Below are 12,022 nucleotides of genomic sequence, written 5' to 3'. Positions count from 1 at the left end.
GCGCACCCCACCGGGGTGCGCGGGGCTCCGCCGTGCGGACCCGGCCATGCGCAAGGTCCGTCCCATGCTGCATGCTGTGCCTTTACACGGTCTTCGGCATGGAGCTGCGCATGACTTCCACCTTTCCGTCCATCTCCATCAGCACGGATCGGTTGGTGCTGCGCCCCTTCGACATGGCCGACGTTCCCGCGTACATCGAGATGATGAACGACGAACTCGTCACGGCCTGGACCGAGGCGCCCCACCCCTACACCCAGGTCGACGCCGAACGCTGGGTCCGCAGGATCGCTCCTGCACAGCGAACGGGCGGCGACGGCATCGTCTTCGCCGTCACCGAATTCCTCACCCAGCGCCTCGTCGGCTCGGTCCGGCTGCAGAACACCGACTGGCGCACCCTCGCCACCGAGGCCGCCTACATCACGGCCCCCTGGGCCCGCGGTGAGGGATACGCCACCGAGTCGGTCCTCGCCGTCGCCCAGTGGCTCTTCCGCGACCAGGGCTTCGAACGCATCGAACTGCGCACCGCCGCCGACAACACCGCCTCCCAGCAGGTCGCCCAGAAGCTCGGCTGCATCAGCGAGGGCGTCCTGCGCAACGCCCGGATAGCGCGCACTCAGACCGAGGACGGCGGCTGGACCGACATCAGGACCGACCTGATCGTCTGGGGCCTGCTGCCCGAGGACCTCGACGGAGTCGCCGAGCAGCTGGCCGACGCCGGCGGCTACGGCACCTACAGCGACTGGAACTGACGCAGGGGACCGCACCGGTACGGACCGGTCGGGGACCGGATAGTCTCACCCTGCCCGCCCTCTCGTGGGCAGCCCACCTGCGACAACTCCAGGAGACTGACGACAGATGGCCGACCGGGTCACGGTGATCGGCTGGGACGGCTCGCCACTGACCGCGGTGGCCACGGCCGCGCTCTCGGCCGCCACCCTCGTCGCGGGCGCCGCCCACCACCTCGCTCTCCCCGAAGTCCCGGCAGCAGCCGAACGGATCCGCCTCGGCTCCATCGACCTGGCCGCCCGCAGGATCGCCGGCCACCGCGGTACCGCCGTGGTCCTCGCCGACGGCGACCCCGGTTTCTTCGGGGTCGTACGCAACCTCCGCGCACCCGAACACGGACTGGAAGTCGAAGTCGTGCCCGCCGTGTCGGCCGTGGCCACCGCGTTCGCCCGCGCCGGAATGCCCTGGGAGGACGCCCAGATCGTCGTCGCCCACCCCCGCACCCTGCGCCGCGCCGTCAATGTCTGCCGCGCCCACCACAAGGTCGCCGTCCTCACCTCGCCCGGCGCGGGACCCGCCGAACTCGCCCTGCTCCTCGACGGCGTCCACCGCACCTTCGTCATCTGCGAGGAACTCGGCACCGCACGCGAACAGGTCACCGTCCTGACGTCCGACAAGGCCGCCGACCACGTCTGGCGCGACCCGAACGTCGTGATCGTCATCGGCAGCGGGCCGGAACAGCAGACCACCGGTGCCTGGGTCTCGGGCCGCCACCCCCACGGCGTACGGGGCTGGGCACTGCCCTCCGACGCCTACCCGGACAGTGCCACCGGCTCCGAGGGCGAATCCCCGGGGCTGCGCGCCGCCCAACTCGCCCGCCTCGGCCCGCGTACCGGCGACCTCGTCTGGGACATCGGCTCCGGCAGTGGCGCCCTCTCCGTGGAGGCGGCGCGGTTCGGCGCGGCGGTCCTTGCGGTCGACAGCGACCCGGACGCCTGCGCCCGAACGGCCACCGCTGCCCGCGCCTTCGGTGTACAGCTCCAGGTCGTCCAGGGCCGCGCACCCCATGTGCTGGAGCGGCTGCCCGAGCCGGATGTCGTACGGATCGGGGGCGGCGGCGTCCCCGTCGTCACCGCCGTCGCCGACCGCCGGCCCGAACGGATCGTCACCCACGCCTCGACCCGCGACGAGGCCGAAGCGCTCGGCGCCGCACTCGCCGGGAACGGATACACGGTCGAGTGCGCACTCCTCCAGTCCGTCGAACTCGACACGTCCGCATGGGCGGAGCGCGAACGCTCGGTCGTGTTTCTGCTCTCGGCCGTGCGATCGGACCTCGCCCCGTGACCCGGTCGGCGTACTGCGCGAGGTAGGCTGGCCGATCGTTGCACCGCACCGGGACGTTCGTCGGTTCGTTCGTCAATGTCCGGAAAAGGGGACCGTTTTGGACCTCGTTGTGGTACGGCAAACCCCGGGGGACGCGCAACGTGGCGCAGCCCACAGCGAGCCGTGGCAGAACTACCTGCCGCGGTGGCGAACGGCCGCGAGAATGATGTACGTCCGCGTCCGATTCGTGCCGCGCGGCGAGCCCGCTCGTTCTTCATGACGAGCACCGGCGTGCCGTGTTCGGGCGTCCCGGGCGAAGGGCCGAAGGAGCACTGACGATGGGCGAGGGGTACGCATGAGTGACACCGGCCAGATCCCGGGCGAGGGACTGCCGGAGAACGCAGGCATGGTGGAGCAACCGGGCATCCCCGCCCCGGGTGCGTACACCTTCCTCGCCCCCTCCGAGCATGCGACCGAGGACGACGACCTTCTGCTGATGCCGAGCCCGCAGGGCGCCTGGAGCGACCAGCAGGTTGCCCCGGCACCCGGTCAGCCGACGGACGGCGGAGCCGAGCAGGCCGTCTACCAGGCGCAGCCGCAGGGCCGGACCGCCGTGCAGGCCGTACAGGCCCAGGGACCCGTGCAGGTCCAGGCACCGGACCCGGCGATGTACGCCGTGCAGCAGGCGGTGGCCGGAGCGATGACCGAGAGCGGGCAGGGCACGCACGAGTCCGGCGGCCGCGACTCGGGTGCCGTCGACCTCAGTGGCGTACGTATGCCGGCCCAGGCCCCCGCTTCCGCACAGGCTCCGGTGGCGCAGGCCGCCGCCCCCGTACGCCGACCGCTGCACCGCGGCCCGGCCTCGGGTGAGTCGACCCCGTCGTACGGCGGGACGCCGACCGGTGGAGTGGTCCGTTCGCTCGCCGACCGAGGACCCGCGGGCGCGCCGCAGCCCCCGATGCCCGCACGGCACTCGGCACCGCCCACCACCGGTCCCGAGTACTTCGACCAGCCGGGCACCGATGCGGCTGTGCTGCCGGGCCCGCAGCTCGGCGAGATCCCGCCGCAGGGCGGGAGCCCGTGGGCGGCCCATGCTCCGGAGCAGGTCGCGGCGCCCGTGGCCGCGGAATCCGTCGCAGAAACGGTCGTTCCGGAGTCCGTCCGGCCCGCCCCGGTGGCCGAACCGGCTGCAGAGCCGGTCGCCGTGCCGGCCGCGGCCGAGGTTCCGTTCGAGCCGTCCGCGGAGGCCCCCGCGCCGGTGGAGACACCGGTGGAAGCAGCGTCCGCAGGCCAGTTCGTGCCCGTGGAGGGGTCGGTGCCGACCACCCCGCATCTGGCCCCGACGCCGGCCGCGGAGCCGGTCGCGGCATTCGAGCCCGCACCCGAACCCCTGCCCGAGCGCGTGGCGATCGCCGTCGAGCCCGCACCCGCCCCGGTCGTCGAGCCCGCACCCGTCCCGGTCATCGAGAGCGCCGAAACCGTCCATCCGGTCGAAGCGGTCGAAGCACCGGCCCCCGCGCCGGTCGCCGTCCAGGAGCCGGTCGTTGCAGCCGAGCCGGTCGTGGCCCCCGAGCCGGTCACCGCTCCGGAGGAGCCCGCCCCCGCACCCGTCCTCGTGGCCGAGGCTGCGCCCGAGACGGTGACGGCCCCCGAACCGGAGCCCGAAACCGGCCCCGAGGTCATCGAGACCCCGGACCTCACGGCCCCCGTGGCCGACGCGCCCGCCGCAGTTGCCGCCGAGCCGGCAGTTGTCGCCGAGCCCGCAGAGGTCCCCGCGCACACGGAGCCGGCCGACACGGAGCCCGTTGCGGACCAGCAGCCCATCGAACCGGTCCAGGCCGCCGCAGCGGCGGAGCCCGAGGCCGCGGAGGCTGCCGCCGAGACCCCGGCTCCCGCCTCCGCACCCGCCCCCGGCTACGACGACGCCGAGCGCGAAGCCGTGCTCCGGGTGATGCGCGAGCGCCGCGACATCCGCAACGGCTTCCGCAGCGACCCCATCCCGCACGAGGTCCTGCTCCGCGTCCTCGAAGCCGCGCACACGGCGCCCAGCGTCGGCCACTCGCAGCCCTGGGACTTCGTCGTCATCCGCTCGGCGGAGACCCGCCGCTCCATGCACGAACTGGCGCAGCGTCAGCGCGACGCCTACGCCAAGTCGCTGCCCAAGGGCCGGGCCAAGCAGTTCAAGGAACTGAAGATCGAGGCGATCCTCGACACCCCGGTCAACATCGTCGTCACCGCCGACCCCACCCGCGGCGGCCGCCACACGCTCGGCCGGCACACCCAGCCGCAGATGGCCCCGTACTCCTCGGCGCTCGCCGTCGAGAACCTGTGGCTCGCCGCTCGCGCGGAGGGCCTCGGCGTCGGCTGGGTCAGCTTCTTCGACGAGCGCGAGATGGTCCGCGCCCTGGGCCTGCCCGAGCACCTCGAAGTCGTCGCGTACCTCTGTGTCGGTTACGTCGACGAGTTCCCCGAGGAGCCCGAACTGATGCAGGCGGGCTGGTCCAAGCGCCGCCCGCTGTCCTGGGTCGTCCACGAGGAGACGTACGGCCGCCGCGCCCTGCCCGGCGAGGAACCGCACGACCTGCTGCAGGAGACCATCTCCAACATCCGCCCGCTGGATGCCAAGGCGCTCGGCGAGGCCTGGGAACGCCAGAAGCGGATGACCAAGCCGGCCGGTGCGCTCGGCATGCTGGAGATCATCTCCGCACAGCTCTCCGGCCTCTCCCGGATGTGCCCGCCGCCCATCCCGGAGCCCGCGGCCGTCGCGATCTTCGCCGGGGACCACGGGGTGCACGCCCAGGGCGTCACCGCGTGGCCGCAGGAGGTCACCGGCCAGATGGTCGCCAACTTCCTCGGCGGCGGCGCGGTCTGCAACGCGTTCGCGTCCCAGGTCGGCGCCGAAGTGTGTGTGGTCGACGTCGGCGTCGCCACGGAGCTGCCCGCGACACCCGGCCTGCTGCCCCGCAAGGTGCGCGCCGGCACGGCCGACTTCACCACCGGCCCCGCCCTCACCCGCGAGGAGGTCCTCTCGGCCATCGAGGTCGGCATCGAGACCGCCCGCGACCTGGTCGCGGCGGGCAACAAGGGTCTGCTCAGCGGTGAGATGGGCATCGCCAACACCACCGCGTCCGCCGCGCTGATCTGCGTGTACACCGGCATGGACCCGGCTGAGGTGACCGGTCGCGGCACCGGCATCAACGACGAGATGCACGCCCGCAAGGTCGACGTGGTCCGCCGGGCCCTCGAACTGCACCAGCCCGACCCGGCCGACCCGATCGGTGTACTCGCCGCGGTCGGCGGCCTGGAGCACGCCGCGATGGCAGGCTTCCTGCTCGGCGGTGCCTCGCTCCGTACGCCCGTCATCCTGGACGGCGTCAGCGCGGGCGCCGCGGCCCTGGTCGCCCGGGCGATCGCCCCCGAGGCCCTCGCCGCCTGCATCGCCGGCCACCGCAGCGCCGAGCCCGGCCACGTAGCCGCGCTCAACAAGCTGGGTCTGCGCCCCCTGGTCGACCTCGACCTCCGCCTCGGCGAGGGAACGGGCGCGCTGCTGGCGCTCCCGATCGTGCAGAGCGCGGCGCGGGCCATGCACGAGGTGGCGACGTTCGACTCGGCAGGCGTCACCGAGAAGTAGCGCCGGCCGTGCTCGGCCCGGCCGGCGCCTGAGGCGCGGGTCCGGGGCGGAGCCACGGTTTCGGGCAGGGGCGGGCAGGGGACGGCTCCGCGCAGGCCCCCACCCGCCCCACCGTCCCTCCCGCGCCCCGACGCACCCCGTATCGTGGACCCACGCCCCACAAAACCGCATGTCACAGCCGCTCCACCGCCGCAGCGGCCCGCACCCCGCATTGCACGAGGAGCCCGCACCGCCATGGCCGAGCACGCCGATCACCCCGCGTACCCCGTCGGACTGCGCCTGAGCGGGCGCCGCGTCGTCGTCGTCGGCGGCGGCCAGGTCGCGCAGCGCCGCCTCCCCGCGCTCGTCGCGGCGGGTGCCGACATCACCCTCGTATCGCCGTCCGCGACTCCGTCCGTCGAGGCGATGGCCGACGCCGGTGAGATCCGCTGGGAGCGCCGCCGGTACGAGGACGGGGACCTGACCGACACCTGGTACGCGCTCATCGCCTCCGACGACGCCGCCGCGAACGATGCCGCGTCCGCCGAGGCCGAGCGCACCCGCACCTGGTGCGTGCGCAGCGACAACGCCGACGTGGCCACCGCGTGGACCCCGGCCACCGGTCGCAGCGAGGGCGTCACCGTCGCCGTCCTCTCCACCGACGCACAGGGCCGCGACCCGCGCCATTCCGCCGCCGTCCGCGACGCCATCGTCGAGGGCCTGCGCGACGGCACGCTCGCCGCCCCGCACCACCGCACCCGCCCCACCCCCGGTGTCTCCCTGGTCGGCGGCGGCCCCGGCGACCCCGACCTGATCACTGTGCGCGGGCGTCGCCTCCTCGCCGAGGCCGATGTCGTCATCGCCGACCGGCTCGGCCCGCGCGACCTGCTCGACGAACTGCCGCCGCACGTCGAGGTGATCGACGCGGCGAAGATCCCGTACGGCCGTTTCATGGCGCAGGAGGCGATCAACCAGGCGCTCATCGAGCACGCCAAGGCGGGCAAGGCCGTCGTCCGGCTCAAGGGCGGCGACCCGTTCGTCTTCGGCCGGGGCATGGAGGAGGCGCAGGCGCTCGCCGCCGAGGGCATCCCGTGCACCGTCGTCCCCGGCATCTCCAGCTCGATCTCCGTGCCCGGCGCAGCCGGAATCCCCGTCACCCACCGCGGGGTCGCCCACGAGTTCACCGTTGTCAGCGGGCATGTCGCCCCCGACGACGAGCGCTCACTGGTCGACTGGGCGGCGCTCGCGCGGCTGCGCGGAACCCTCGTGCTGCTGATGGCCGTCGACAAGATCGGCGCCATCGCAAAGGCCCTCATCGACCACGGCAAGTCCCCGGACACCCCGGTCGCCCTGGTCCAGGAGGGCACGACGGCATCCCAGCGCCGCGTCGACGCGACCCTCGCGACCGTCGGCGAACGGGCCGTCGCCGAAGAGGTGCGGCCCCCGGCCGTGATCGTCATCGGCGATGTCGTCGCGATCGGTACGGACGCCGCCCCGCACCCCGCCGAGTAACCAGCGGTAACGGATCTTTCTCCAAGCCGTTGGCACCACACACCGGACAAGGCAGTATCAACCTGTGGCAGATCTCATCACCGTCGACGACCCCGACGACCCTCGCCTGCACGACTACACGGGCCTGACCGACGTCGAACTCCGGCGCAGGCGGGAGCCGGCCGAAGGACTCTTCATCGCCGAGGGCGAGAAGGTGATCAGACGCGCCCGGCACGCCGGGTACGAGATGCGGTCCATGCTGCTCTCGGCGAAGTGGGTCGATGTGATGCGCGACGTCATCGACGAGGTCCCGGCCCCGGTGTACGCGGTCAGCCCGGAGCTCGCCGAACGTGTCACCGGCTACCACGTGCATCGCGGCGCGCTCGCCTCCATGCAGCGCAAGCCGCTGCCGACGGTCGAGGAGCTGCTGGCGACGACCCGCCGCGTCGTCGTCATGGAGGCGGTCAACGACCACACCAACATCGGAGCCATCTTCCGCAGCGCCGCCGCCCTCGGGATGGACGCGGTGCTGCTCTCCCCGGACTGTGCGGACCCGCTGTACCGGCGCTCCGTCAAGGTTTCCATGGGCGCCGTGTTCTCCGTTCCGTACGCCCGCCTCGACGCCTGGCCGAAGGCACTGGAGACCGTACGGGAAGCGGGGTTCAGGCTTCTCGCCCTCACCCCTGACGACAAGGCCGGCAGCATCGAGGAGGCGGCGCCGCACCGGATGGACAAGGTGGCGCTGATGCTCGGTGCCGAGGGCGACGGACTGTCCACGCAGGCCCTGGTCGCCGCCGACGAATGGGTACGGATTCCGATGGCGCACGGCGTCGACTCGCTGAACGTGGGCGCGGCCGCCGCGGTCGCGTTCTACGCGGTGGCGACGGGCCGCCCGCAGGACTGACCGCCTGCCGTTTCCTGACACGGATCGTCGGGCCGCAGCGGCTGGTGCTGTCCGTGCCGACCGGGGGTGTCCATGACGCCCAGCCCGCGGGCCGGCCCCTGGCACCCCTGTGCCGCCGCGATGCCCAGCGCCACGAGCAGCGTCACCACGACGAAGACGACGAGCCGCTGCCGCAGCAGCCGCGGATTGGCGGGACGCCGGCCCGTCGAGGTCGTGCGGGTGCCGGGCCGCGTGCCCGGCCGACCGTTCGTCCCGTTCGTGCCCGGCCGACCGTTCGTCCCGTTCGTGCCCGGCCGGCCGTTCGTCCCGTTCGTGCCCTGCGGGCGCTTGCCGGAGCGTGTCGTTCTGCGTGGCAACTGCTGCTGAGGGCGCGAACCACCGGGGCGGGACGACGCACCACGCGGAGGGGCCGACGCCTGGCGGCTCTGCGGACGGGGCGGCGGCGAGCCCGCCGCGCGACGGGTCTGCTGTTCGGTGTACGGGCCGTCGAGCCGGCCGGTCGGCCGGTCCAGCTCCTGCGCCGAGCGCTGGGCGGGCGGCCGGGCCTCGTGCAGGCCGTGTGCCTCACGGGCTGCGATCTCCTTGAGACGCATGGAGAGTTGAAGCGTGCTCGGCCGCTCCTCCGGATCCTTCGCGAGACAGGCACTCACGAGTGGCGCCAGCGCGTCGTGCACGTCGTACAACTGCGGTTCCTCGTGCACCACGCGGTAGAGCATCACCTCGGAACTGCCGTGCCCGAAAGGCGAGTCGGCCATCGCCGCGTACGCCAGCGTGGCACCGAGCGAGAAGACGTCCGTCGCGGGCGTCACCGCCGCGCCCCGCACCTGCTCGGGCGCGAGGAATCCCGGCGAGCCCACCGCCGTACCGACATGCGTGAGCGTGCTCGCCCCGGTCGACCAGGCGATCCCGAAGTCGATGATCCGGGGGCCCTTGGGGGAGAGGAGGATGTTCGACGGCTTCAGGTCGCGGTGGACGACCCCCGCCTCGTGCACCGCCACGAGCCCCTCGGAGAGCGCCGCCCCGATCGACGCCACCTCGGCCGCCGACAGGGGACCTTCCTCGGCCACCTTGTCGTGCAGCGAGGGCCCGGGGACGTACTGCGTCGCGAACCACGGGCGGTCCGCCTCCAGATCGGCGGCCACCAGACGTGCCGTACAACCGCCCCGGATCCGCCGTGCCGCCGATACCTCGCGCGCGAAACGCGAACGGAACTCCTGGTCCTCGGCGAGATCCGGGCGGATCACCTTGAGCGCCACCCGCTGGCCGCGCCGGTCCGAACCGAGATAGACGACACCCATGCCGCCCGCCCCGAGTCGCCGGTGCAGCCTGAACGAGCCGACGACACGCGGGTCCTCGCGCCGGAGCCGCATCATCGCCATCGTCTGCCCATCCCCGCTGCCTGGTCCGCCTGACGTGGCACAGCTTACGTACCCGTGGCCCGGCGCGCTCAGAGGCCGCGCCCTCGCCCGCCGATCGATTGTCAGTGCCGGGTGGGAAACTTGAAGAGTGGTCAGGGGGCCGCGGATCCACGCTCCCGGGCCCGTGCGAGATCTCAAAGGTCCGTCGCAGAAGGGGGATTGGATCAGTGAAGGGCGATCGTGTGGAGATAGTCGTGGACGCGGGAGACACGACACGTACGTACGAGGTGGTGGCCACCAGAGCAGGCCGCCGGGTGGAGACAGCTGTCCGCCGAGGCGTGGTCGAAGTGAGTGAAGTCACTCGCAGCGGCACCGCCGTCCGTACCGCCCGTTTCATGGCGACCAGGGTGCTCGCCCTGGTCGAACAACCGGTCCCGAGGCAGGACGCATCCGAGCGTCACCTCCGGGATGACCCCAAGGCGTAGCGCAGGATCTCCACCCAGGGGAGTACATCGACCACCCACGGCTCATCCTCCGGGAGGCCCGGCATTCGGTACGCGGGCATGACGACCCTCCCTCCCCGCGTCCCTAATGTTGAACTCAAGCGGCGGGCGATGCACTCGTCCCCCGAGGTCACCCGCCCGCCGCTCCAACGATCAGGTCAGGAGAGGAACCATGGCGGACACGGCGACGTGGACGATGATCCGCACGCAGGGACGCAGGGCTCATGCCGCGTTCGGCGGCCGCCGGTCGTCCGGTACGCGCCACCCCCTGGTGGCGACGGCCATGGTTCTTCCTCTGGCGGCCCTGCTCGTAGTCGTCTTCGGCGGCTGGGACGCGGTGGTCACACAGGCGTCGTCCGTGGGCGTGATGCTGGGGCGCTGAGCGGCGCCCCGGGTCCGGAAGAGCGGTCCGGACCGGGACATCCGGCCAACAACCCCGTGGGGACGGGGGTGCGGCGGACGGCAGCGTTTGTCCGGTCAGCTGGGGAGCTGACCGGACATCGCGCTGTCCGGGGGCAGTACGCGGCGGCGGACCACACCGTCGTCACGCGATCGCCACGGCTTGCGCGGCAGCGCGTACGCTCGTCGGCGTGCCCGGGGCGGACCGGGCCCTACCTGTTGCCACCGGGGGAGACCGTGACCACCGCAGTTGTCCGCGCGCTGGGCGCCCTCGCCCACGACACGGCCCACCCGCACCGGCGCACCGAGGCCCCCTGCCCTTCCTGCCCGGCACCGGCGGTGCTCGCGGACCGCGCCGACGGTACGGTCGTCCGCTCCGGCCCCGTGGTCGCGAAGGCCCACGCCCCGGACACCGACACCGCCGCTCTGGCCGCCCGCACGGCCCTGGCCTCGGCCCCAGCCCTCAGCGGCATCCTCCTGCCGCCCGTACCCCGGCCTTCTGTCCCCGTGGTCGACGGCCGTCCGGTGACCCTGTGGCCCCACGGCGAACCGGTCGACCCCGCGGACCCCGACGCCGCGCCCTGGGAAGAGTCCGCCGTCCTCCTGGCCCGGCTCCACCGCACCGCGCCCCCGCCCGCCCTTCCTCCCATGCGCGGACCCGCGAAAGCCGCTCTCGCCGTGGCCCGGATGTGCGCCGCCCGGCCGGGTGACCCGGCCACCGCCCCCGTACGCGAAGCATGGCGGCGCCTGCCCGCCTGGGCCCGTGACGAAGCCTCCGCACCCCCGCACCGCTCGCACTTCATCTGCCACGGCGATCTCCACCTCGGCCAGCTCGTCCGCCACCCCGCGACGCATGGCCGATGGCTGCTGATCGACGTCGACGACGCGGGGCTCGGCGACCCCGCCTGGGACCTCGCCCGCCCGGCCGCCTGGTACGCGGCAGGACTGCTGCCCGCCGAGGTCTGGCTGCGCTTCCTGGATGCCTACCGGGCAGCGGGCGGGCCCGCCGTACGGGCCGACGGCGATCCCTGGCCAGAACTTGACGTTCCGGCCCGCGCCCTGACGGTTCAGGCCGCGGCACTGGCCTTCGCCAAGTCCGCGGCGGAGGGGCGAAATCCGGATGAGGTGGAACAGACGATGATCGACGCCTGTGCCCGAATCGCTTCCCTCCCGGCCGAGTTGGCGGGCGGGCACCCGTCGTAGGGTGAACCGATCGTCTCCGGGCATGCATTCCGGCGACGGCGAACCGACGGCGAGGAGCTGAGCCGACCATGCAGTGTCCCAAGTGCCACGCGCAGATGCAGACCTACAACCGCAATGGCGTCCAGATCGAGCAGTGCAGCGGCTGCCGGGGGATATTCCTCGACTACGGCGAGCTGGAGACCCTGACCCGCATCGAGGCGCAGTGGACCCAGCAGGCCCCGCCCGCGCCGCCGGCGCCCCAGGCCTACCCCGCCGCGCCGGCCCCCGCCTGGGGTGCCCCGCAGTACCACGGCGGCCATCACGGCGGGCACTACCGGCACAAGAGCTTCGGCCACATGCTCTTCTCGTCCTGACCCGGCCTGCACCACGCCGTGGGGGGGGGCGGCCGCCGGGGCGGGCCCCCCCCCCGGCCGCGCGCGGCCCCCGGGCCGGGCCGCGGGGCGCCGGGGGACGGGCGGGTCGTGTAAAAAAAAAACAACCCCCCCCAAAGGAGGGTAGAGGATAT

10 protein-coding genes are annotated in these 12,022 nt (G+C 73.2%); 9 read left to right on the top strand and 1 reads right to left on the bottom strand.

Annotated features, from left to right (window positions below; genetic code table 11):
* Positions 1-71 precede the first annotated feature (71 nt).
* The 5 genes from ACFU6I_RS45295 to ACFU6I_RS45275 all read left to right on the top strand — a co-directional run bounded on the left by ACFU6I_RS45295 (position 72) and on the right by ACFU6I_RS45275 (position 8,054).
* Positions 72-749, top strand: a complete 678-nt coding sequence (locus ACFU6I_RS45295) for a GNAT family N-acetyltransferase (protein WP_384379456.1) — start codon at positions 72-74, stop codon at positions 747-749.
* Between the two features lie 106 nt (positions 750-855).
* Positions 856-2,070: a precorrin-6y C5,15-methyltransferase (decarboxylating) subunit CbiE gene (gene cbiE, locus ACFU6I_RS45290; RefSeq protein ID WP_384379453.1), complete on the top strand. Its 1,215-nt coding sequence runs from the start codon at positions 856-858 to the stop codon at positions 2,068-2,070.
* Between the two features lie 334 nt (positions 2,071-2,404).
* Positions 2,405-5,680 (top strand): nicotinate-nucleotide--dimethylbenzimidazole phosphoribosyltransferase, encoded by a 3,276-nt coding sequence (gene cobT / locus ACFU6I_RS45285; RefSeq protein ID WP_384379450.1) that lies wholly within the window; start codon positions 2,405-2,407, stop codon positions 5,678-5,680.
* A 234-nt stretch (positions 5,681-5,914) separates the two neighbouring features.
* Positions 5,915-7,171: a uroporphyrinogen-III C-methyltransferase gene (cobA, locus tag ACFU6I_RS45280; RefSeq protein WP_384379447.1), complete on the top strand. Its 1,257-nt coding sequence runs from the start codon at positions 5,915-5,917 to the stop codon at positions 7,169-7,171.
* 64 nt (positions 7,172-7,235) lie between these two features.
* Complete coding sequence (locus ACFU6I_RS45275) at positions 7,236-8,054, top strand: TrmH family RNA methyltransferase (RefSeq protein ID WP_384379444.1); 819 nt, start codon at positions 7,236-7,238, stop codon at positions 8,052-8,054.
* On the opposite strand, the gene ACFU6I_RS45270 is transcribed toward ACFU6I_RS45275, so the two are convergent.
* Positions 8,021-9,433 carry a protein kinase gene (locus ACFU6I_RS45270; protein WP_384379441.1) on the bottom strand — a complete coding sequence of 471 codons (1,413 nt, stop codon included), beginning with the start codon at positions 9,431-9,433 and terminating at the stop codon, positions 8,021-8,023. The two genes, ACFU6I_RS45275 and ACFU6I_RS45270, sit on opposite strands and share 34 nt — an antisense overlap.
* Positions 9,434-9,639: 206 nt before the next feature.
* Between ACFU6I_RS45270 and ACFU6I_RS45265 the strand changes: the two genes are divergently transcribed.
* The 4 genes from ACFU6I_RS45265 to ACFU6I_RS45250 all read left to right on the top strand — a co-directional run bounded on the left by ACFU6I_RS45265 (position 9,640) and on the right by ACFU6I_RS45250 (position 11,870).
* Entirely contained in the window at positions 9,640-9,897 is a 258-nt protein-coding gene (locus ACFU6I_RS45265) for a hypothetical protein (RefSeq protein ID WP_345513149.1), read from the top strand.
* A gap of 190 nt (positions 9,898-10,087) precedes the next feature.
* Positions 10,088-10,297: a hypothetical protein gene (locus tag ACFU6I_RS45260; protein WP_384379438.1), complete on the top strand. Its 210-nt coding sequence runs from the start codon at positions 10,088-10,090 to the stop codon at positions 10,295-10,297.
* 254 nt (positions 10,298-10,551) lie between these two features.
* Positions 10,552-11,517 (top strand): phosphotransferase family protein, encoded by a 966-nt coding sequence (locus ACFU6I_RS45255; RefSeq protein WP_384379435.1) that lies wholly within the window; start codon positions 10,552-10,554, stop codon positions 11,515-11,517.
* Between the two features lie 68 nt (positions 11,518-11,585).
* A complete protein-coding gene (locus tag ACFU6I_RS45250; protein ID WP_384379432.1) occupies positions 11,586-11,870 on the top strand; it encodes a zf-TFIIB domain-containing protein in 285 nt (94 codons plus the stop codon).
* Positions 11,871-12,022 lie beyond the last annotated feature (152 nt).

It is taken from the genome of Streptomyces sp. NPDC057486 (genome assembly GCF_042802415.1).
GTDB lineage: Bacteria > Actinomycetota > Actinomycetes > Streptomycetales > Streptomycetaceae > Streptomyces > Streptomyces yanii.
This window is presented reverse-complemented; position numbering and strand designations above follow the sequence as displayed.

Excerpts from the sequence above, each read along its gene's own strand:
- ACFU6I_RS45295 (WP_384379456.1), top strand. The coding sequence starts at position 72 with ATGCTGTGCCTTTACACGGTCTTCGGCATGGAGCTGCGCATGACTTCC.
- cbiE (WP_384379453.1), top strand. The coding sequence starts at position 856 with ATGGCCGACCGGGTCACGGTGATCGGCTGGGACGGCTCGCCACTGACC.
- cobT (WP_384379450.1), top strand. The coding sequence starts at position 2,405 with ATGAGTGACACCGGCCAGATCCCGGGCGAGGGACTGCCGGAGAACGCA.
- cobA (WP_384379447.1), top strand. The coding sequence starts at position 5,915 with ATGGCCGAGCACGCCGATCACCCCGCGTACCCCGTCGGACTGCGCCTG.
- ACFU6I_RS45270 (WP_384379441.1), bottom strand. The coding sequence starts at position 9,433 with ATGGCGATGATGCGGCTCCGGCGCGAGGACCCGCGTGTCGTCGGCTCG.
- ACFU6I_RS45260 (WP_384379438.1), top strand. The coding sequence starts at position 10,088 with ATGGCGGACACGGCGACGTGGACGATGATCCGCACGCAGGGACGCAGG.
- ACFU6I_RS45250 (WP_384379432.1), top strand. The coding sequence starts at position 11,586 with ATGCAGTGTCCCAAGTGCCACGCGCAGATGCAGACCTACAACCGCAAT.